The 22,509-nt window shown below is 41.7% G+C and carries 15 protein-coding genes; 13 read left to right on the top strand and 2 right to left on the bottom strand.

Annotated elements, in window-relative coordinates; genetic code table 11:
* The first annotated feature begins 90 nt into the window (after nt 1-90).
* Nucleotides 91-2,454, top strand: coding sequence for a beta-glucosidase (locus DW183_RS12185; RefSeq protein ID WP_158573090.1), 2,364 nt, complete (start codon nt 91-93; stop codon nt 2,452-2,454).
* Nucleotides 2,455-2,474: 20 nt separating this feature from the next.
* Entirely contained in the window at nt 2,475-3,830 is a 1,356-nt protein-coding gene (locus DW183_RS12180) for an MFS transporter (protein WP_158573089.1), read from the top strand.
* Nucleotides 3,831-3,838: 8 nt separating this feature from the next.
* On the opposite strand, the gene DW183_RS12175 is transcribed toward DW183_RS12180, so the two are convergent.
* The gene (locus DW183_RS12175; protein WP_118282642.1) at nt 3,839-4,798 is read right to left on the bottom strand and encodes an AraC family transcriptional regulator; all 960 of its coding nucleotides are present in this window, start codon (nt 4,796-4,798) and stop codon (nt 3,839-3,841) included.
* Nucleotides 4,799-4,887: 89 nt separating this feature from the next.
* Here DW183_RS12175 and DW183_RS12170 point away from each other — a divergent pair, with 89 nt between their 5' ends.
* The 4 genes from DW183_RS12170 to DW183_RS12155 are packed head-to-tail and all read left to right on the top strand — an operon-like array spanning nt 4,888 to nt 10,560.
* A complete protein-coding gene (locus tag DW183_RS12170) occupies nt 4,888-6,492 on the top strand; it encodes an MFS transporter (protein ID WP_118282640.1) in 1,605 nt (534 codons plus the stop codon).
* A gap of 2 nt (nt 6,493-6,494) precedes the next feature.
* On the top strand, nt 6,495-8,063 hold the full coding sequence (locus DW183_RS12165; protein ID WP_118282637.1) for a tannase/feruloyl esterase family alpha/beta hydrolase: 1,569 nt from the start codon (nt 6,495-6,497) through the stop codon (nt 8,061-8,063).
* Nucleotides 8,064-9,104, top strand: a complete 1,041-nt coding sequence (locus tag DW183_RS12160) for a family 43 glycosylhydrolase (RefSeq protein WP_118282634.1) — start codon at nt 8,064-8,066, stop codon at nt 9,102-9,104.
* Between the two features lie 16 nt (nt 9,105-9,120).
* A complete protein-coding gene (locus DW183_RS12155) occupies nt 9,121-10,560 on the top strand; it encodes a methyl-accepting chemotaxis protein (protein WP_158573088.1) in 1,440 nt (479 codons plus the stop codon).
* Between the two features lie 75 nt (nt 10,561-10,635).
* On the opposite strand, the gene DW183_RS12150 is transcribed toward DW183_RS12155, so the two are convergent.
* Nucleotides 10,636-12,267: an alpha/beta hydrolase gene (locus DW183_RS12150; RefSeq protein WP_118282629.1), complete on the bottom strand. Its 1,632-nt coding sequence runs from the start codon at nt 12,265-12,267 to the stop codon at nt 10,636-10,638.
* Between the two features lie 243 nt (nt 12,268-12,510).
* On the opposite strand from DW183_RS12150, the gene DW183_RS12145 reads away from it, so the two are divergent.
* The 7 genes from DW183_RS12145 to DW183_RS12115 all read left to right on the top strand — a co-directional run.
* On the top strand, nt 12,511-14,103 hold the full coding sequence (locus tag DW183_RS12145) for a GGDEF domain-containing protein (protein WP_118282627.1): 1,593 nt from the start codon (nt 12,511-12,513) through the stop codon (nt 14,101-14,103).
* Nucleotides 14,104-14,168: 65 nt separating this feature from the next.
* Nucleotides 14,169-15,377 carry a serine hydrolase domain-containing protein gene (locus DW183_RS12140; protein ID WP_118282624.1) on the top strand — a complete coding sequence of 403 codons (1,209 nt, stop codon included), beginning with the start codon at nt 14,169-14,171 and terminating at the stop codon, nt 15,375-15,377.
* 6 nt (nt 15,378-15,383) lie between these two features.
* Complete coding sequence (locus DW183_RS12135) at nt 15,384-16,190, top strand: MBL fold metallo-hydrolase (RefSeq protein ID WP_118282621.1); 807 nt, start codon at nt 15,384-15,386, stop codon at nt 16,188-16,190.
* Nucleotides 16,187-17,572: an MFS transporter gene (locus DW183_RS12130; RefSeq protein WP_118282617.1), complete on the top strand. Its 1,386-nt coding sequence runs from the start codon at nt 16,187-16,189 to the stop codon at nt 17,570-17,572. Before DW183_RS12135 ends, DW183_RS12130 begins: the two co-directional genes overlap by 4 nt.
* A complete protein-coding gene (locus DW183_RS12125; RefSeq protein ID WP_118282614.1) occupies nt 17,572-18,591 on the top strand; it encodes an alpha/beta hydrolase in 1,020 nt (339 codons plus the stop codon). The genes DW183_RS12130 and DW183_RS12125 overlap by 1 nt, the downstream gene beginning before the upstream one ends.
* A 6-nt stretch (nt 18,592-18,597) precedes the next feature.
* Nucleotides 18,598-21,162, top strand: a complete 2,565-nt coding sequence (locus DW183_RS12120) for a family 78 glycoside hydrolase catalytic domain (protein ID WP_118282611.1) — start codon at nt 18,598-18,600, stop codon at nt 21,160-21,162.
* A 285-nt stretch (nt 21,163-21,447) separates the two neighbouring features.
* A partial coding sequence (locus DW183_RS12115) for a PEP/pyruvate-binding domain-containing protein (RefSeq protein ID WP_305793760.1) occupies nt 21,448-22,509 on the top strand: 1,062 nt, incomplete at its 3' end.

Genomic DNA, 22,509 nt, shown 5'->3' with positions numbered 1-22,509 from the left:
ATTATATGATATTGAAAAGGTGTTTTTCAAGACATAATGAGATTAGAATAAATAATTCATTGGACAATGAAAGTGTATTGGAGGAAAACTATGGGAACTAAGTTAAAAGATATGGCATCTGTGGAAATGATACTGAATGAGATGTCATTGGTCGAGAAAGCAAGTCTGGTGATAGGAGGATCGCCGATGAGTTCCATGGCAATGGAAAAGTATGGAATTCCTAGTATATGGACGAGTGACTGTTGTAATGGCTTAAATATTTTTCAGTATACAGTAGAAAAGACATATCGTGCGCTGGAGGCTGCAAAGAAGGAAAAAGGAGAGAAATTTGATAGAGAGTCGTTTGGCACGATGGGCGGACTATTGGTCACGGTAAACGAAATGCAAAAAAAGGCAAAAGAAGAGGCAGCAGCTGGTATAGAGAGACAAAAGACGCATGACGTTATCAGTTATCCTACAGGAATTTCCCAGGCAAGCACCTGGAATCCGCACGTGGCAAATATATGTGCAAAAACAGTAGCAAAAGAATTTGTTAAATATGGCGTGGATTTGATTTTGTCTCCAAATATTAATATTCATAGGGATCCGTTATGTGGTCGCCTTACAGAAAGTTATTCGGAAGATCCATATTTGGTCAGCCGTATAGCCGAGGCAGTTGTCTGTGGTTTACAGGATGAGGGTGTTATTGCTGATCCAAAACATTTTGCAGCAAACTCACAGGAAAAGGATCGATTGAAGATTAATGAAAAGATTCCTATGCGGGCACTTCGTGAGATTTATCTGCCAGGATTTAAAGCATGTATTGACGCCGGAGCGCTTACTGTTATGAGTGCATATAATAAGATCAATGATGAATCCTGCGCAATGAATAAGTGGCTTCTTACAGATGTTTTAAAAGATGAGTGGAAATTTAAAGGGTGTGTAATTTCTGATTGGGGCGCTTCTTATGAACAGGTTCCTGCACTCGCTGCGGGAACAGATCTTACTATGCCAGGACCTCGTGGTATTCAGTGCATTTTGGATGCGATTGCTGATGGAAGTTTGTCAGAAGAAGTCTTAAATGATTCTTGTCGTCGCATCATGTATGTGATTTTAAAGAGTGGCATGCTTGAGAGGAAAGAGGTGTCATTTGATTTAGAAGAAGCAAAGAAAATTGTGGAAAATGCAGCCAGAGAAGCAATGATTCTGCTTAAGAATGACGGGACACTTCCGGTTCAATCAGAGCAGACAAAGATTTGTTTTTATGGAAAGCGGGCAAAACAATTTGCAGCTAATTCAGAAGGAAGCGGCAAGGTACCTTCCAGTTTCATTAGCAATCCGTATGACCGGGCAGTGGAAATATTAGGAAGCGAAAATGTGTCATATCAAACACCATCAGAAGATACAACTTTATATGTTGCTGTTGTAGGAGCAGACGGACAGGAAGGGGCAGACCGATTAACAATGGATATGGATGTAGAGGATCAGGAGGCTCTGCAAAATGCTATCAAAGCAGCAAAAGAGCATAATAGAAAACTGGTTCTGGTCTGCAACTCGTCAGGACCGATTACACTTACGGAATATGTGCAGGACTGTAATGCAATTCTGTGCCCATATTTTGCAGGACAGGCAGGAGGAAAGGTTGTGACAGATGCCATTTTTGGATTGTACAATCCATCTGGAAAACTGACGGATACCTGGCCAAAAGCATATTGTGATACACCGTCATACAAGAACTATGGTGGGGAGAACAAGGAAGTCTGGTATGGAGAAGGCATCTATGTAGGATATCGATGGTATGATGCCAGAAAGATTGAACCGCTCTTCCCATTTGGTTACGGACTTTCATATACAAGTTTTGCATTTTCTGATTTGCAGGTAGAAGATACGGACGTGGAAAAAGAAGATATTATGGTAAAGGTTTCTGTAGAAAATACCGGTAATATGGCGGGAGCAGAAGTCGTGCAATTATATGTGGCCTCTCCAAAATCATCCTTTGACAAACCGGAAAAAGAATTAAAAGGATTCCAAAAAGTATATCTGCAGCCAGGAGAAAAAACTGAAGTTACGCTGACAGTGTCAAAGGAGGATCTTGCACATTATCACACTGCTTTGGAAGAGTTTGTGACAGAATCTGGAACCTATAGAATTCTAGTTGGAAATTCGTCCAGAGATATTGTTTTATCGAAGGAAATCCAAGTGATTTGCCATGATCCTTTTGGCTGGAATGTGATTACCGGAATCGGAAAACTGGTATCTAATCCAAAGGCTGTAGAAATCATGAACCAAGCAATCGGAGATGATATTAATCTTGTGGCAGCAGTTCCAATCCAGTATGCACCGGACTATACATTAAAGGAATTATGGGAGACAGAAAGTTCGGCAGTTTCAACGCTTTTTAGCAAACAAGGTAAGACAGCAGAAGAGAAAAAGCAGGCGTGGGATTATATAGTAAAAGAATTTAAGAAACTATGATGGTAAAAGGAGGTTTCACTATGGCGAAAAATAAACAAGAAAAACCTTATGGTGTGACAAGTGGAGGGGAAAAACTGGCGTACGCATTGGGTGATCTGGGATCAAATTTTGTATGGACTTTTTGCTCTTCCTGGCTGACTTTATACTATACAGACAGTGTTTTATTAGCTGCGGGTATGGTAGGAACAATGATGTTAATCTTACGTTTATTTGATGGCGTTAGCGACATCCTATTTGGGATTATGATAGAAAAGACTCATACGAAAATGGGGAAAGCAAGACCATGGTTTGGTGCAAGTATTATCCCTTTGGTTGTAACCCAGTTATTGGTCTATAATGTGCCTTCACAGGCGTCTTTAGGTGCAAAAACAGTATGGGTTATCGTGACATATTTCCTTTTGACAGTTGTTTTTTATACAATCAATAATCTGAGTTATCATGCTATGTTATCCCGTTTTAGTTTGGATCCGGATGACAGATCTAAAGTTAGTTCTGTGAGAGGCATATTTGCCTTTCTTGCAGGATTGCTCTTATCAATTATGACACCGGCCATCTTAAATGGAAATGGTGGGTCTAAGGTGCAGGCGGCATGGACAAAAACGGCATTAATTTTCTCTATTCTCTGTTTGATTTTGCAGGCAATTACGTTCTTTACCGTAAAAGAAAAGAGAAATGTTGGCGAAGATAACACAACAGAAATGCCACATGGTGATATTAAGGTAGGTCTCAAGGCGTTGCTTCACACAAAGTATTTTTATATTTCTATTATTGTTTTTGTATGTACTTATATTTTAAATGGACTGGTTTTGGCAGCACACGTTTATTTTACAAGAGATGTACTTGGTAACGCAGATTTCTACAGTATTGTTGCGATTGTCAGTGTTGTGTCTACTATCATAGGAATTGCTATTGCTCCGAAAATGTTTGTAAAACTTACGAAACGTAGAACATTGATGTTTGGTTCCGTTATTTATATTATAGGTTGTGTTGTTGGATTACTTGGTGCACGAAATCTGCCGCTCGTATTATTAGCTACAGCGATTACCGGCCTTGGTCTGGCACCTTATGTTACTGGAATCTTTACCTTTGCACCGGATATTGTTGATTTGTTGGAAGTACAGACAGGGGAAAGATTTGAAGGAATGGTTACTGCTGTCAATAGCGTCGGTGTCAAAGTCGGAACGGGACTGGCATCTGCTTTTCTTGGATGGGGACTTGCCATAGGTCAATATAATGGAGCCCTTGATGTACAGCCGGCATCGGTTGCAACTGCAGAAACGGCATTGATTTATGGTCTTCCAATTCTGATGTGTATCATTTGCATCGTGGCAATGGCATTCTGGGATATTCAAAAAGTATTACATCAGGAACACTAGGAAGATTTTTATAAATATTTGCGATATTGGGTGGGAGTCATTCCCACCCGTTTTTTAAACAGATTCGTAAAGTTGTTTATATCATGTATACCAATCTCGTGAGCTATGGCATAGACAGGGAGAGTGGTGTTCTTTAAAAGCGATTTGGCCCGTTCTGTGCGCAGGGAGATAATGTACTCATTTGGTGAATATCCGGTATGTTTTTTGAATTCTCTGGAAAGGTAAAATTTGCTTGTGTTGGCAAATGCCGCAAGAGAGTCCAGTGTTAGCGGCTGTGCAAAATTACTTTCGATATATTTGATGAGATAACGAATATTGTCAGGTGTATCATGTAAAACATTGTTGGCGTGTGAGAGAATTAACAGGTGGTTTAGCAATTGATCGATACAGGATGAGGCTTGCCAGTCGCGATAGTATTGGGGGTCTTGATAGGTCTTGAGAAGCTTATGGATATCCTGATGTAGTTGACCATTAAGCTCTTCATGAAAAATTGGCTCATAATGTTCCTGAAACATTTCATAGAAAGCTGGTAACAGAATACCGTTTATGTGCAGTATGCCAGTATCCCAATGGTTTCCCTCAACCTTATAAAGATGGTAGTTCATGCAATTGATAAAGAAACCGTCACCGGATTTTAACGGATAGGTTTTGCCTTCGTATGTAAGGGAACCGCTACCGTCATAGGTATAAAGCAATAAAAATGAGTCAAAACCGGAACGTTCTGTAAAGGAGCCAAACTGATAGTGAAAGATATCAAAATCTTGTATATAAAAGAGATTCTGTCTGGCAAAATCGGAAATGGGTGGGCGCTGGAAAGCATCTACACTTCCGGAAATACAAAAATTGGTGTTGCGCACGGCAGCTTGATTTACTTCTGCAGTCAGACAAGTCGTATCAATATGTTTGGAGGACAAGCGTCCTTGGGATACTGTAGTCAAAAAATGAATGTCAGGGAACAGATTTTCCATGTGAATGCCTCCTTTAAATGTTTTTTATTATCATAACAGATAGATTGAAAAAAGCAAGATAATATGATAAGACAACAAGATGACATGAGATGAACAAGTTTTGGAGAAGTAAGATAAGTATAGAAAAATACAAGAGTCTGGTATCGCATAGCAATGTGGAGAAGGTAAATGATGCCAGACAGAATGGAGAGAACAATATGAAAAGAAAAGAACGTGACATGTCGTCAAATGCAAAAATTGACATGGGAGAAAAACTGGCCTATGGATTTGGTGGCTCTTTTGGAGCCAGTGCCATTAATTTTTTTACGGCTGGTTTTATTTTGATTTTTTATACAGAGATTATGAAAGTTGACCCACTTTTGGCATCTTCTGTTATTGGTATATCCAAATTGCTGGATGGTCTGTCTGACCTTGTGGCAGGACGAATCCTGGATAATACCCATCATAAAATGGGTAAGGCCAGAATATGGCTGCTTCGAATGATACCATTTACTATTGTATCTGTTTTCTCAATGTATCTGATGCCAATGAACATGGGAAAAGCAGCTCAGGCAGTATATATGTTTATTACATATAATCTGGCATCAACTGTCTGCTATACGATGGTGTATGTGGCTTATATGACGCTTAACGGTCTGATCACAACAGATCAGAAGACGAGAGGTATGAATGCAGGATTGCAGATGATGGGAGCCGTACTCCTATCTGTTCTTGGTAATGCGACGATTATTACCCTTTTACATAAGTTTAGCGGGGACGTTCAGCATTCTGCCTACGGTGATCGTCGCGGATGGCTCATGGTTGTTCTGATCTATATGATTATTTATGTTATTAGCGAACTGATCCTGATCTACGGCACCAGAGAACGTGTGAAGGAAAATACCGGGGTAATGGAAACACAGGAAGAGATGACAGAGGATGAGAAAAAGAAGGCGCATGAAAAATCCTTAAATGTTCCATTCCTTCTGACGATGAAAGCCCTTTTTACCAACAAGTACTGGATTATCAATCTGGTGTGTGGACTCGTAATCAGCTTTTTGATGGGTCTGGAATCTACGGTTGCATCTTTGATTTGTACCTATGTGTTAAAGGATGTGGCCTTCTATCAGGTGTCTGCTTCTGTTAATGCTGTTGCCATGTTGCTTTCCATGCTGCTTGGCTTTGTTCTGCTTCGTAAAATGGGCAAGAGAAACGCAGTTTTACTGGGGCTCGTTATCCGCGTTGGTGGAGGACTGGTTATGGCAGTTAATATCAGCAAGATGACAATTCTGCTTGGCGGCGTCATGGCAGGTATTGGTTATGGTATTGCCGGTTGTGCATTTGCATCTGTCATTCAGGATACGTTGACATATGGCGAGTGGAAAAATGGTTTTAGTATGATTGGTATGGGAAATGCAGCCAATTCGTTCTGCAACAAAGTGGGAAATAGTCTGGGTACGATTGTCATGGGCGCTATTATGTCAGCTACTGGATATGTGGCTGGACTTGCCGTGCAGCCTGCCAGTGCTATCATGGGATTTAAGGCGATTTATATTTATATTCCGATTATCTTGGAATTCGTAGCTATTATTGCAGTTACCCGATATGATTTGGACAAATTCTATGATGATATTCAAAAGGATCTGGAAGAAGGAAAGTATGCACCGGGTGTGACATCATATTTTGAAAAGAAAGCACAGGGAGAAGATGAATAATCATGCTGGAAAAAGATAAAATCCAATTTTTTGACACATCAACATTGAAAAACACAGAAGGCATAGAAAAGAGGGCAGAGGTATCCTACATCAGAAAGGAATTAGAATGTAGATTTCCAGACGAAGTTTTTAACCGGATTCAGGTGTCTTTTAATGATACCGGCAGATATCAGGCAAAGGTAAGCCTGATTGAGAAGTTTTTTGGTGGAGGTAAGCCAATTGAGAATCTGCCGCCTTATTACGAGGTGGAACTCTTTCATAAGACGGGTGATTATGAAGAACAGCTTATCGTCTGGAGCCCTTTGGCCTGGAATGACCGCTTTGCTGGTACCGCCGGTGGTGGAACCGGTATAGGTGGCAGGGGGTACCTGACCAGACCCAATAATACCCAGAGAGGCTGGACCGTACCATTTGCTGTCATGAATGGATTTTCAGCTGCCACCATGTATGCAGGAAATATCGAAGGCTGGAATGACCACACGATTGATTCTAAGACAGGTGAATTGCAACAGGATTTATATGAAAACTGGCGTTTGCGCAGTACACATAACATGACAATGTTTGGAAAAGCCGTGACAGAGATTTTACACGACCGTCCTATACGCTATTCTTATATGAATGGTGGTTCTGGCGGTGGCAGACAGTGTCTGATGGAGGTGCAGAATTATCCGGAGGATTATGATGGCGTGTGGGCATCCTGTCCGGCAATTAACTGGCATAAGTTTCTGATGGGTGGTTATTGGCCGGAAGTTGTGATGCAGGAACAGAACCATTTTCTGAATGCAAAAAAGAATCAGTTCTTTTTGGAGGCGGTCTGGAATGAAAATGGTGGACGGGACAAGTATTTTCATCTGGATACATGCAAGGAATTTGATCCATACAGGTATGTGGGAACGAAGACAAAAGGTGGTATCATTACGGACAAGGATGCCGCGGTTATGAAAGACATTCTGGATGGACCGCGAAGGGCAAATGGAGAACAGATGTGGTATGGATTCCGCCCGGGTGTACAGAACTGGCAATGTGTAATTCCAATAGGCACCTATTACTATCCACTTTTTGGACATCGGATTAAGCCGTTTGCATTAGGACCGATTTATATACGATGGATTACAAATCATCCGAAAGACAATTTTAAACAAATGACAAGACAACAATATGAAACTTTATATGATACAGGATTGGAAAAGTTTTCTGACAATCTGGGCGATAATCCGGCTATTGATGCATTTGTTGAACGTGGAGGAAAACTGATGATAGATCATGGTATAGATGATCCTCTGATTCCGGTAGATGGCACATTAGATTATCTGCAGAAAGTTAAGGAGCATTTTGGTGGTTGGAAAGCTTTGGACAAGTTCCTGCGTGTTTACATCACGCCGGGGGATAATCATGGGAACTGTCAGGGGAATGGTCCTGGTCTGACAGAGTCGGATGGTATGCGTGCTTTGATGGCATGGGTAGAAGATGGGTGTGTACCCGAAGAAATGCGAAAGGTTCGCGTAGACAGGAAAACAGGTGAGACTTTGGAAGAAGGGATGGAAGCTCCTTTTCGTTTGGAGGATGAATAAATGGGAGAATTTATACCGGGTGGTGTGTGGCTCGATACCAATGGCAAACGTATCCAGGCACATGGAGGTTCTGTGATTTGCCTGAAACATGTTTATTATTGGTACGGGGAGAACAAGGAAAAAACGGACGGAAAAAATGGTATCTGGCATTGGGGGGTAAGGTGTTATAAATCCTCTGACTTATATAATTGGGAGGACTGTGGCATCATTATTCCGCCAGATACGGAAAATCCGGAGTCTCCCCTATATCCTGAAAATTGCATGGACAGACCGCATATCATTTACAATCAAAAAAGAAAAAAATTTATCTGTTGGCTCAAAATCATGGAAAAGGATGGAAGTCAGAGTGAAACAATCTTGGAAGCAGACGATATATTAGGTCCTTATCAGATTATTCATACGGGATTACGTCCTTTGGGAATGAGTGCGGGCGACTTTGATCTGGCTGTGGCAGAGGATGGAAAGGCATACTATTATTTTGAAAGGGTTCATAGTGAACTGATCTGCGCAGATTTAACAGAGGATTATACGAATGTGACGGGGTATTACAGTACCCATTTTCCGAGACTATATCCGCCTTTTGTAAGAGAGGCACCAGCGCACTTTATGCGAAATGGAAAGCATTACCTGATTACTTCGGGAACGACGGGCTATTATCCGAATCCATCCGAGGTGGCAGTGGCAGATACCTGGCATGGTCCATATAGAGAACTGGGACTTATTCACAGACAGGATGAGAGTAAGACTTCTTTTCATTCCCAAATTTCATCCGTATTCAAGGTGGAAGGAAAAAAGGATTTGTATATTGCGTGTGCTGATCGCTGGCTGCCGGAACATATGGATCGGAAATATGAAAACTACAGTCGGATTTTTGAACTTTTGTTTTCGGGGCGTAGGGATGAAATCAGTCCAGATATGATGGGAGAGGCAGTGATAGAGAATACAGCAATCGCAGATTATGTCTGGCTTCCCATTTTTTTCGATGGAGACAGACCGTACATAAAATGGATGGATACGTGGTCATTGGATGATTTTGCATAGTGTGGGAGGTACAACTATGAACAGACTACAAGAGACAAGGGCAAATAGGATTTTTGTAGGCATATTGTGTTTATATAGCGCCGGAGGATTATTTACCGCAATTGTACGTGCCATAAAAGGTGAAACAATTTTTGGAATATTCAGTATATGCAGCGTCGTTGCTTTATTGTTGGTTATTGTGACAGCAAATCTGGAAAAAGGAAAAAAGCTTTTTCTACCGGTATCGGTTGTTGCATATGCTTTGATCTATTTTGTGGGATTAAATATCAGTGGCGTACGTGAACTGCCTACAGCTGTTGTAGTTGTGATGGTATCTATGCTATATCAGAATCGTAAATTTGTGGGAGCTATGAACATAGTATATCTTATTGATTCCATTTTTTATGTGCAGTTTGTGGCAAAAGGAGGAGCAAAAGAGGCATCCATCTCCATGGTTTTTACACCATTGCTTATGTGCCTTATTTTTGCACAGTTGACAATCTGGTGCCTGGTAAAGCAGAACACAGAAAACATGTGTGAGATTGCTGAGGCCGCACGCCATGATCAGGACAGGGCAAGAAAACTCAAAAATGAGGCAAAGGGAGTTGTCCAGGAAGTGAATACCCTGAAAGAAAATCTGCAGAATGTAAAGGAAGCAACTTCTATTTCTGACGAGAATATGAAGAGTATTGGCGAAGGGAATGAAGTAACGGTAGGTGCTGCGACAAGACTAACAGAGATGGCTGGAGAAATACAGGAAGTGATTGTACATACAAACGATACGGTCTCTACGGCGGATACCTATATTGACCAGTTAGCAAAAGCTTTTGATAAAAACGCAGGTGTACTGACGCGGATTGTGGATCAGGAGAAGCAGTCTATGCAGACTGGTGAAAATATGAAAAAAGCATCTGCACAGTTAAAAGACAAAACGGAGGAGGTTCGTACGATTACTGATACGATATTCAATATTTCCTCGCGGACAAATCTTTTAGCCCTAAATGCATCCATTGAGGCAGCACGGGCAGGTGAGGTTGGCAAAGGGTTTGCAGTGGTGGCAGAAGAGATTCGTAAGCTGGCAGAACAGACAAAAAAAGCTACAGAAAACATTTCTAATCTTTTGAATGAATTGTGTGATGGAACGGATATCGTTCATACACAGATAACGGATAATAATAATGTGACAAATCAGCAGAGTGCATCTATTCTTGTCATGGTAGAGGATTTTGATGAATTGCAAAAGGAATTTAATCAGTTCCGCAGCAGTATGGACAAGATACGTGAGCAGATGGATTATATGGATAAGATGAATTATAGCATTTCCAGTCAATCGACGGATTTGTCAGCATGCAGTGAGGAAGTATCTGCTTCTGTATCTGAAGCAGAAAACAATAATGTGCATATTGATGAATGCATACAGACGGTACAGGAACAATTAGATAAGATAACAGAACTTGTTATCCATATGGCAGGATAACAAGTGTAGAAAAATAACAAACAAGCGCCCGGCTTTAGACCGGACGCTTGTTTTTGTTATGTAGCATGAAGTGTTTTATCTATGAAGATAGCTATTGGCATACTGATACGTGGTATTCCAGAATTGATCCATTACAGCACTATCAAACTCGCAGGTATGATTGGAACGAGGCATATACAGGTAGGCATAATCTATGCCGTTGGATGCTAATGCATCGTTCATATGTGCACCATGTATATTGCCGACGATGATATCTTCATCTGCATATACCATGATGGTAGGTACTGCCTGTGGCGAAATATAAGAGATTGGTGAAATCTCTGCCAGTGCAGATTTTCTTTCTGCATCAGACATGTTTTGATAATTTGGAATTAGTTTCTGCGCAAATGCGTTAAAAGTCAATGATGAAGACATCACGCCCGGAGCAAAGGCCTCTGGACATAAGTCGGCTGGACCGACCTGCTCAAATACCAGATTAACAGGTACACAGGCACTATTGGTACGGCTATAAGCGTATAGAAGAGCCAAGTGCCCACCGGCAGAATAACCGGAAGTAGCTACGGAATCAATGGTATAACCGAGTTCGGCTGCCTGTGCAACAATGGTGTTGATGCAGTTCTGCATATCATCCATGATGTCATTCATACTGGTTGCTGCATTGCGTTCTGCTTCAAAGAGACGGTAATCAATATCTGCAGTGATATAACCCTGACGTGTCATTTTGCCACAGGCATAGTCCATGGATTCTTTATTACCACTAATCCAGCTTCCTCCATGGGTGTAGAGGATAAGTGAAACTGGCCGATTCTTTGGCGCATTTTTTGGAATGAATAAATTATAGGTGTTTCTGGTATCACGGCTAGTGTCATAGACCTGATTGCGTAATACGATTGCCTCATCTTCCGTTGGCGCAGGTTCATTTTGTCTTGATGCAGCTGCAAAAGCATTGTACAATGTCAGGTCATCACCGGACAGATCAGAAGGGTTACCATCAGACATGAGCTTGAATCCATCCAGTTTATACCATTTTCCACCACCGTTGACGGAGTCATAAATCCAGTAGTAGGTAGAAAGCCCATCTAAGTTCAATTGATTGTTGGAAGCGTTGAGTCCTAGAATGAGACGGGAAAAATCAGTGGTTGGATTAGTAGTGTAGTCAGGACAAACAATTGGCACATTGGTTGTGACACCATTCATGTACATAAGTTCGGCTTCAGCCTCTAAGTTCCATTTTTCAAACCATGGTCTCAAACTGGAACGAGCTGCTCTTACGGCAGAACCGGAAGTGATGGTCAGTGCATCCGAGCTGATGATAACAGAACCACATTTGATGGCTAGTACCGGGATATAGATACTACCTTTGATGTCAGACTCCGGTCCGACTGTCTGTTGGTAAACACCATATTCATGACGGTAGAAATGTCCACCTGCTTCTACGATGATTCGTCCTTTGACAATGATATCTCCCCAGCCTTGCAAGGCTCCACCATCATGGATGGTCACGGTTACATTTTCAGGAATCGTCAGGCACTTTCCCCAATTTACAACGCAGGTTCCGTAGATGTCTGTATCTTCGGACCAGGTCGTGTTACGTCTGATGGTTGTTGTATTAGTGACTTCCTGTGCATTTACGCAGGTTCCGAATGTCATGAATACCATGACAGCAGCAAATAGGATGCTGCATAGTTGTTTTCTTCTCCTTTTCATGAAAACCCCTTTCTAAAATAGTAATTATATGGTTACTCTGTGATTATAGTGGCGGAAATATGAGGACGAGCCATAGAAAATTGCTGTTCTGTCATAGAATGTTGCGCTTTTTTGAGCCTGATGAGATTGCGCAACATTCTATGAAATTAGGGCAAGAAAGGGAGAAACCGTCCCAAAAAGAGTAGTTAAAATAAAAAGGATCAGGGATGTGGGAGTGGCTTGGAGGCGGTGAGATAGAACGTTATGAAGAAAAAATTAAAAGGTGTGGACATTTTGTATATGGTTTTGCTAGGACTATGTGTGATTATGGTAGGAATCGTCATTGGCAAAACCCGATTATATGATATGTGGAATGAGGAGCTGATTTGCAACATTCTGCACCTGCAGCAAGAGGAACAAATAGCAGAAGACAGACACATGATGGAAAAAATACAAACGAAGATTCTTTATTATACATTGCCACAGTTGCCGGATGACCGTATGTCATTGTATGGTTATGTGCGCAATGCTAACGTCACCATTTATAAAGATTATCACATCATATATCAATCTCCGAAAATTGAAGAAGAGGATGGATGGTATTTCTCGGACACAGGAGATTACATGATATCTGTTCCTCTCAAGCAAACAGATGGAGGGAAAAAAATTCAGGTGCTTGTGACAGCCGGTAAGGATGAAATTAAAAATATACAGTTCTATTATGGTACAGGTGACGGTTTTATGCGCATGATTCTGAAAGATGAGATGACGCGTATGACCATACTGACCATAACGATTATATTAGGTGCTATTTCTATCATGTTATCTAAGACATTGGATCCGGGAATAGAGGCAGTTAGTGGTAATTTATATTTTGGAAAGTTTTGCATTTTGTTTAGCCTGGTGAAGGTTAATGATTTCAGAATGACCACCATTATGTATGATAATGCTATGGGTTTTCTGTACTTGTCAGTTCTACAAGGGATTTTGTGCGTGACGCCTTTTATTGGCTTTATGCAATGCAATACCAATATGAAGAAAAAGCATGCAACTATGTTAACAAGAGCAATGAATCTGCTTTTTGTTGGCATTTTGTGTCTGCATATGATCGGTGTACTTTCATTGGATGCCTGTATGTATGCTTCTTATATGGTTTTTGCAGGTCTGTGTCTGGTTTTTGCCATTTGTCTGTGTCTTCACTACAAACATTTGAATCTGGGGCAGAAACTAAAGAGTCTGCTCACCATACTAGGGGTTTTATTATTTCCCCATCTGGATCTGTTTGCTTTGTTGGTTCTTGATATTATGTTGTTTATGATTACCGTCTGGATGGGTAATCATAAATTGAAGCAGGCTGAAGAGGGAGAACTTTACAAGCAGCTTGCGTATATAGATGAGATGACAGGGCTACATAACCGGTCAGCCTATGAAGAGTATCTGATGGAAAATTCTAAGACAGATGCAGCGTCCTATGTTCTTATGATGGATCTGAATAATCTGAAACAATGTAATGATATCCTGGGGCACAGGGTCGGGGATGATTATATTATGAAAGCAGCAGCAAGCATCCGTAAAGTTTTAGAACCTCATGGGTGTTGTTACCGCATCGGCGGGGATGAATTCGTTGTTTTACTTTTAAATATTTCAAAAGATTCCTTTGCGAGTATGCTGGAAGAATTACAAGGGGAATGGGATAGGATTCGACAGCAGGAACATCGTTTTGTTTTTCAGATTGCCGTGGGATATGCACAAGCCAGCGATAAAACTACCTTGCAGGAAATGATAGAGCAGGCGGATAAGATGATGTATGAGAATAAAAAGGAACTGAAACAAAACGCAAAATTATATGATTTTTGAGCAAGATGGTATGTGCAAATGATAACCGGAATTATTAGAATAATACTATATAAGGAGGAAAAATCATGGGGATGGATAAAATCAATGAAGTCATGCAAGATTATGTGAAAAATCAGGAGATATCAGGAGCAGCACTTTTGGTACGCAGGGGGGATGAGATCCTGTACGAGAACCGGTGGGGATATAGCAGATGTGAGACGAATCAAGAAATCAAAGAGGACAGCATATATCGACTGATGTCTATGACAAAGTGCATTACTGCTGTGGCTGTTATGATTTGTATCGAAAAAGGATTGTTGGAACTCGATGCTCCATTATCAAGATATATTCCGGAATTTGCCGGAATGCAGGTTATGGAGGATCCACGGTATGAATTTTCTATGGATAAGATGAAAAAGATACCACTTTTGCTGTTGACCTTTTCTATGAATAAAGTGAAGAGAACAGACGCTGAACGTGAGATTACGATACGGGATTTACTTTCTCATTCTTCCGGTCTGCAGCAGGGGCTGGTAGGTCTGCTGGCTCTTATGAAAGAAAAGAAGCAGTATGACAACTTGCGTGATTTTGTGCTGCATTATACAGATTATGTTCTGGACTTCCAGCCGGGAAGAGGAACAGGATATTCTCCACTGGCAGGCTTTGATATTTTAGGTTACCTGGTTTCTGTAGTATCAGGGATGCCTTTTGAAGACTTTATGCAAAAGGAGATTTGCCAGCCGCTTGACATGAAAGATACAACGTTCTTTTTGAACGATGAACAGAAAAAACGTTTGGTAGATGTTTATAAAAGAAAGAAAGACAAACTGGTAAATGTTACAGGAACAAAAAAAGATATGCAGGGCATCATGCATCAGAAAGAAATACTTTTTGAACATGGCTGCGGTGGATTATTTTCCACACTGCATGATTATGACCATTTTGGTGATATGTTGTTGCATGAAGGTTCTTATCACGGTAAGCGGATATTAAAACCGGAGACTGTACAACTGTTACATACAGAAGCACCAAAAGAACATTTAGAGCCAGAACAGGGATTTGTATGGGGGCTGGGAATGAAGATCCGACAGGACAAGGAAAAAGGTGGATTTGCAGTATCAGAAGGTACTTATGGATGGAGTGGTGCATTTGGAACCCATTTTTTTATCAGCCCTGCAGATGACCTGGAGGTTGTGTTTATGACAAATCGTTCAGATCTGGAGGGGTCAGGATCCTATATTAGTGCAAAGATAGAAGAATTGGTTGCCTCCATCTGGGAGAAGGAGGAGAAATAAAACAGCATGGATGAGATTTATTTTACAGAGTATGGTAATGGAATTTATGCCTTGCGAACAGAACGATGGATGCAGAGACAGACGGCAGGAGGAGCCATTATGCAAAGTTGGGTCGTAACCGGAAGTCACGCAGTTATGGTGATAGATAGTCCGGTGCCGGAGAATCCTGCTTTTCGGGATAGTATAGAAACAACTTTTGGGCTGCCGGTTATTATGGTCAATTCTCATGGCCATATCGATCACATAGGATGCAACGCACAGTTTTCAGAGGTCTATATGGCAAAAGAGGATTGGGCTCTTGCCTGTGGCGGCGGTATTGCCCCGGATCCTGCTGGATACCAGGATAGCAAACTTCCCTACCAATTGCATCCGTTGGTGGATCGACAGATAATTTCGCTCGGAAACCGGGAGATATTGCCAATTCATGTGCCGGGGCACACAAGAGGATGTTATGTGTTTTATGATGCCATGACAAAAACCTTGTTTGGGGGCGATGCAGTTACACGGAGAGTATTGTATGGCATGTCTGATTGGACACCATTAGAGATATATTTGCAGCATCTGGCGGCTTTGCAGGCATTGCCGATTGCACGAGTCTTTTCTGCCCATGACGATGTGGAACTCCCGGCAGATATGCCGGCAAGGATGATTGCAAATATAAGAGGCAATATTGCGAGTACACAGGAAAAATGGGAATCTCCGGTGGATGGCAGAATCTTTCGCCGCATTCTGTTAGGGGAAACAGAAGAAGATGTGGAATTTTTTGATTTTGTTATACCGGAGGATCAGTATCAAAAAGGAGAAGAAGAATGAAAAAAGAAAAATTAGATGAAACTGTTACAATGACAGAAAAATTAGGTGCGAATCAGAAAATCGGAATCATGTTCTGCGCTATGGTCAGTGCAGTCGCAACTGGATATGTACCTGGGTATATCAATTTGTATTATACAGATACAGTAGGAATTTCTATGGGTGCAGTTGCAATGATTCTCATGATTACAAAGATTACTGATGGTGTGACAGATATTATTATGGGAATGATTGTGGACAGAACCAATACCAGATTAGGAAAGGCTCGTCCGTGGGTTTTAGCAGGCGGCATAGGAATTGGTGTATCGATCATGCTTTTATTTTCTTGTCCGGCATCGCTATCTACCAGCGCAAAGGTGGCATTTTGTGCAGGTATGTATTTTCTTGCCAATCCATTCTTCGGAACTATGGCAAGTGTTTCCTGTGGAACGCTAAACAACCTTTTGACTGCAGATTCTAAAAAGCGAGGTGTACTCGGTGTATTTTCTGCTTATGGTACTTTGGTTCCTGTTGTTATTATCGGATTGGTGGTTCCGAAGATTTTATCTGCTATGCACGAGAGCCAGGCAGCATATACTACGGCAACCTTAATTTTTGCCGTTATGTCTATTGTGGCTTCCATTATTGGCGTTGCCTGTGTTCGAGAGACAGTTACGGAAAGATCTAAGGAACAGTTGGTAGAAAAACAGCCGGTGAAAGAGACTTTACATGAGTTATTACATAACAAGTATTTTATTTTCCTTGCACTCGGGACAATTCTCTACAATTTGACATCTGCACCAGTGGCAACCTATTATGCAAAATATGTGTTCCATGATGTGGGGGTTACGACACTCATCAATCTGCCGGGAATGATTATGATTTTCCTACTTCCATTTGCTGTGCCAATGATGAACAAATTTGGAAAACGAAACTGCGTTGTTGGTGGTATGCTTCTTGCAGCTGTTGGACATACGATTATTTTCTTTGCCAACGATAATCTTGCACTATTTATGTTAGCGAAATCCGTTGCCAGTATAGCAGTGGTACCGTTTACAATTTCTTTAATCCCATTGACCGGTGAAATCTGTGATTATGCATTGTATCGTTGTGGAAAACCGATGGATGGAACAATCTCATCAGCCGCTACTATGGGTGGAAAAATAGGTATTGGTCTGGCAGCAGGTATTTCAGGCGTTATGCTGGCGGTGTCAGGATATGTCAGCAGTTCTGCCGAGACGCTGGTAAGTCAGCCGGTTTCTGCCATTTTCATGATTCGCATATTGTCCAGCTTCTATCCGGCTATTTTATTTGCCCTTGCAGCATTATGTTTTTATAAGATAGATCTGGAGAAAAATGGAATCGCAGAAATTCAGAAGGAACTGAGAGAGAAGGGATTACGTTGATGATTACAGAGAATACGAAGGTAGAAGACCTTAGAAAACATAAGGATTTAAAAACCTTGTTTCCTTATTTTATTTATAATCAGGTGGGAGATGGCGCCGGGAATTTTAAAAAAGATGCTACATGTCTGAAAGAGATAGAACAGAAAAATCCAACCTGGGCAGCCGAGGATATGGTATATGGTCTGCGCCAATTGGAACAAATCTGTGCATCTGGCGGTCAGGTGTTATTTGATGTGTACGATTCCAAAGAAGTGCAGGAAAGTCCGGATAAGGAATGTGTAAAACTAATCTATTTTCCTGCAAAACAATGCAATAATGGGTCGCGAAAGACGATTATTCTTGCAGCAGGTGGCGCTTATGGAAGTGTTTGTTCTATGGTGGAATCCTTTCCGGTGGCAGCCAGATTGGCTGAGCTTGGCGTAGACGCTTTTTGCTTGAATTATCGGGTGGCAGATGGCAAGGCTTTGTTTCCACGTCCAATGGAGGATATGGGTGCAGCCTGCCAGTTCCTGATGCAACATCAGGATACATTGGGAATCAATATGGAACATTATGCAGTTGGAGGCTTTTCGGCAGGTGGACATCTGGCAGCCTGCTGGGGCACACCGGAACTGGGATATGCTGCATATCAGGTGTCAAAACCGGATATCATCCTCCTGGCATATCCTATGATTGATGTATGGAAGACAGTCTCCCTGGCACCGCTTCCTATTCGCGCTATGATGCTTTCCGGTTATCTGGGAAAGGATCATAGCCAGAAGGTGTGTGACGTTTATAATGTTGAACAACATATGGATATGACATATCCACCGGCATTTGTGGTGCAGGCAGAAGACGATCCAACCGTACCGGTATGGAACAGTCAGGTGTTCATAGAACAATTACAAACGCTGCAGATACCATATTGTTATGAACATCCGCAGCATGGGTTGCATGGATTTGGATTGGGAACAAATACGGAGGCAGTTGGCTGGGTGGATCGGGCATTTGCTTTTTGGAACAAGTTGGAAAGGGACTAGAATAGTATGAAATTACACGAATTAAAAGTTTTGCACAGGAATCAACCGGTTATCGATGAAATGCCGGAATTTTCATGGAAGATAGAGAGTGATGCACAGAACGAATTGCAGGAAAAGTATCAGATTATTGTAAAAGATGCGCAAAAGACTGTGTGGGATTCCGGGATTGTCGTATCGCCAAAACAGAATTTTATCAAATACCAGGGAGATATGCTGGCATCCTGTGTGGACTACACCTGGAGTGTCAAAGTCTGGGATAATCATGGAGATATGGCAGAGAAGACGTCTGCTTTTACTACAGCCTTTTTGGATAAAAAGGACTGGAAAGCCTGCTGGGTGGAATGTCCGTTTACAAGAAAAGCTGCTAATGAGTATAAATTTGGTGCAACATATCCTGCGGTTATGTTTACCAGAAAAATTTCGTTGAACCGGAAAGTTAAAAAAGCAGTTCTATATGCATCTGCTCATGGGGTATACCGGTTATATGTAAATGGAAAGAGACCGGATAACAGAGAAATGGCTCCGGAATTTACACCATATGATCGTCTGATGTACTATCAGACATATGATGTAACAGAACTCTTACAGGATGCAGAAAATATATTGGAAATGTATGTAGGAGATGGGTGGTACTTTAGTGCCCAGGCAAGACCGGTTATGAAAGAACACCATGAGGAACCATCTGTCATTTATCAGATGCGGGTGGAATATGAGGATGAAAGCCGCGAGTGGTTTTTTTCAGATGGAAGTGAGACATGCCGGACCGATTATATTGTTTATTCGGATCTCTACCAAGGGGAAAAACAGGATTTTACGCTGGAAAAACAGGAAGAGCAGCCGGTTAATATTAAGGACTATGGGTATGAATTTCTAAGGACCCAACCATTGGATCCGGTCATTCCTTACCGTTTGATTCCGGCAATTGATCTTATGGTGACACCGGCAGGGGAAATGGTGGTAGATTTTGGTCAGGTTATGGCAGGCAGAGCCAGAATCCACGTAGATGTGCCGCAGGGACAGCAAGTTGTTTTTGAATATTTTGAGACATTGGATGAAAATGAAAATTATATTAATACCATGTTTGCACCACAGAAAGATACCGTGGTATCGGATGGCAGACCGATAGAACATGAAGCGTTGTTTACATTTCATGGTTTTCGCTATATTCGTGTAACCGGTATGCCGGATGCAAGAAAGGAAGACTTTACGGCTGTTTTATTGACAAGCCAGAAAGAAAATGCGGGAGACTTTGTATGTTCAGATGAACGCTTAAATCGTCTTTACCAGAATATTCGCTGGTCACAGTACAGCAATATGATGTCGGTCCCTACCGATTGCCCTTCCAGGGAAAAGGCCGGATGGACGGGAGATATTCTGATTTATGCGAGAACAGCAATGTTGAATGAACAGATGACGCCATTTTTGAAAAGCTGGCTACACTCTGTGCGTATGGATCAGACAGCAGATGGAACGGTTATGATTGTTTCGCCTTATATGCAGTTATATGATGGCATGCTTCGGAATGTCTGTCAGACTTTTGGCGATGCGGATATTACCGGTGTTGCAGGATGGAGTGATGCCATTGTCTGGGTTCCATATGATATGTATCAGATGACAGGAGATACCAGTGTACTGACTGAAAACTATGATGCTATGAAAAAGTGGGCAGATAATATTATAAGAACTGCATCACAGAAGGAAGGAACCTGGGGGATTCCGAAGGAATATGATGAAAAAATATGGGATACAGGATTCCATTTTGGAGAGTGGCTGGTGCCAAGCAGACCGAATACAACCGGCGATCCGTATGGCATGTGTAAAGAGTCGGCATTCTATATTGCACCATTCTTTGGCTATATGACTATGGTTAAAATGCGAGAAATCTGCCATATTTTAGAAGATGAAGAGATGTCTTCCTATTATGGTGGGATTGCTGCGAAAATGAAGCAGGCGATTGTTGGGGGTATTATCCGCCGGGATATGCTGCCAGATTATCTGATGGGGGCGTATGTGCTAGCTTTTGCATTTGATCTTGTTCCGGATGATTTGAAAGAAGCTTATAAGGAAAAACTGATTTCTTTGGTAAAAAAGAATGGAAATTGTCTGGATACCGGCTTTTTAGCAACGCCGTATCTGATGGATGTGTTGTGCCAGTTGAGAGAAGAAAAACTGGCATATGAGATTTTGTGGCAGGATAAAAGACCTTCCTGGTTGTATGAGGTAGATCATGGAGCAACAACCATCTGGGAGGGATGGGATGCAGACGATGCTAAACATACAGGCGCATATATCAGTTATAATCACTACGCATTCGGTTGTGTTTATGATTGGATCTGCCGTTATGTGGCTGGTATCGACACCGATACACCAGGATATTCCCACATTATTATCCGACCAAATATGGATGACCGTTTGACACAATGCAAATGTATCTATGTCAGCGAAGCAGGACCGATTACAGTGGAATGGACACAGGATGTCTTGGATGTACAAATTCCATGTAATGCAAGTGCAACAGTTTATTGGAAAGGACAGATAAAAAATATCGGCAGCGGTAAGTATCGTTTTTAAAAAATAATGTATCAAAAACCAGCTTTTTACACAAACAGGTGTTGAAAAGCTGGTTTTTGCTTGTGTGAATTCTTACTTATTTATGGAAGGTGAATAAGAAAGAGAAGAAGATGGCTCTGTCTGTTGGATAAATTTGTCAGAATAAAACGGATTTGATATTGAATAAATTGGAAATTATGCTAAAATCAATTATGTGCGGCTTAGCACATGGAGTGGTGTGTTCCATATGCATTCAGATACGAATGAGTTGAAGGACACAAAGTATTTTTTAGGAGGAAATTGAAAATGGCAAACAAATGGGTCTACATGTTTAGTGAAGGCGACATGACCATGCGTAATCTTCTTGGTGGTAAAGGTGCCAACCTTGCAGAGATGACTGATATCGGTCTTCCGGTACCACAGGGATTCACAATCACAACGGAGGCTTGTACTCAGTATTATGAGGACGGACGCAAGATCAACGACGAGATCATGGCACAGGCTATGGAAGGCGTTAAGAAAATGGAGGAGATCAACGGAAAGAAATTCGGCGATCTGAAGAACCCTCTTCTTGTTTCCGTTCGTTCCGGTGCTAGAGCATCTATGCCTGGTATGATGGATACAATTCTTAACTTAGGACTGAATGATGAGGTAGTAGCAGCAATGATCGCTGGTAACCCTGATCCGAAGTTCGAGCGTTTCGTATATGACTCTTACAGACGTTTCATCCAGATGTTCTCAGACGTTGTTATGGAAGTTGGTAAGAAGTATTTCGAGCAGTTGATCGACAAGATGAAGGAAGAAAGAGGCGTTCAGTATGACGTTGAACTTACCGCTGCTGACCTCAAGGAATTAGCAGAGCAGTTCAAGGCTGAGTACAAGAACCAGTTAGGACAGGACTTCCCTTCTGATCCTGTAGAGCAGTTGAAGTTAGCAATCGAGGCTGTATTCCGTTCTTGGGACAACCCACGTGCAAACGTATATCGTCGTGACAACGACATCCCTTACTCTTGGGGAACAGCAGTTAACGTAATGCCAATGGTATTCGGTAACTTAAATGATGAGTCCGGTACAGGTGTTGCATTTACACGTGATCCTGCTACAGGTGAGAAGAAGTTGATGGGTGAGTTCCTGATCAATGCCCAGGGCGAGGACGTAGTTGCCGGTGTTCGTACACCAATGCCGATCGCTCAGATGGAGCAGGAATTCCCAGAAGCATATGCAGAGTTCATTCAGGTATGTGAGACTCTTGAGAATCACTATCATGACATGCAGGATATGGAATTTACCGTAGAAAACAAGAAGTTATACATGCTGCAGTGCCGTAATGGTAAGAGAACAGCTCCGGCTGCTCTTAAGATCGCATGT

The sequence above is a fragment of the Roseburia sp. AM16-25 genome, assembly GCF_003473825.1.
Taxonomy (GTDB): Bacteria; Bacillota; Clostridia; order Lachnospirales; family Lachnospiraceae; genus Pararoseburia; species Pararoseburia lenta.
This window is presented reverse-complemented; position numbering and strand designations above follow the sequence as displayed.

Coding starts and splice junctions, on each gene's coding strand:
- DW183_RS12185 (WP_158573090.1), top strand. CDS start 91: ATGGGAACTAAGTTAAAAGATATGGCATCTGTGGAAATGATACTGAAT.
- DW183_RS12180 (WP_158573089.1), top strand. CDS start 2,475: ATGGCGAAAAATAAACAAGAAAAACCTTATGGTGTGACAAGTGGAGGG.
- DW183_RS12175 (WP_118282642.1), bottom strand. CDS start 4,798: ATGGAAAATCTGTTCCCTGACATTCATTTTTTGACTACAGTATCCCAA.
- DW183_RS12170 (WP_118282640.1), top strand. CDS start 4,888: ATGAACAAGTTTTGGAGAAGTAAGATAAGTATAGAAAAATACAAGAGT.
- DW183_RS12165 (WP_118282637.1), top strand. CDS start 6,495: ATGCTGGAAAAAGATAAAATCCAATTTTTTGACACATCAACATTGAAA.
- DW183_RS12160 (WP_118282634.1), top strand. CDS start 8,064: ATGGGAGAATTTATACCGGGTGGTGTGTGGCTCGATACCAATGGCAAA.
- DW183_RS12155 (WP_158573088.1), top strand. CDS start 9,121: ATGAACAGACTACAAGAGACAAGGGCAAATAGGATTTTTGTAGGCATA.
- DW183_RS12150 (WP_118282629.1), bottom strand. CDS start 12,267: ATGAAAAGGAGAAGAAAACAACTATGCAGCATCCTATTTGCTGCTGTC.
- DW183_RS12145 (WP_118282627.1), top strand. CDS start 12,511: ATGAAGAAAAAATTAAAAGGTGTGGACATTTTGTATATGGTTTTGCTA.
- DW183_RS12140 (WP_118282624.1), top strand. CDS start 14,169: ATGGGGATGGATAAAATCAATGAAGTCATGCAAGATTATGTGAAAAAT.
- DW183_RS12135 (WP_118282621.1), top strand. CDS start 15,384: ATGGATGAGATTTATTTTACAGAGTATGGTAATGGAATTTATGCCTTG.
- DW183_RS12130 (WP_118282617.1), top strand. CDS start 16,187: ATGAAAAAAGAAAAATTAGATGAAACTGTTACAATGACAGAAAAATTA.
- DW183_RS12125 (WP_118282614.1), top strand. CDS start 17,572: ATGATTACAGAGAATACGAAGGTAGAAGACCTTAGAAAACATAAGGAT.
- DW183_RS12120 (WP_118282611.1), top strand. CDS start 18,598: ATGAAATTACACGAATTAAAAGTTTTGCACAGGAATCAACCGGTTATC.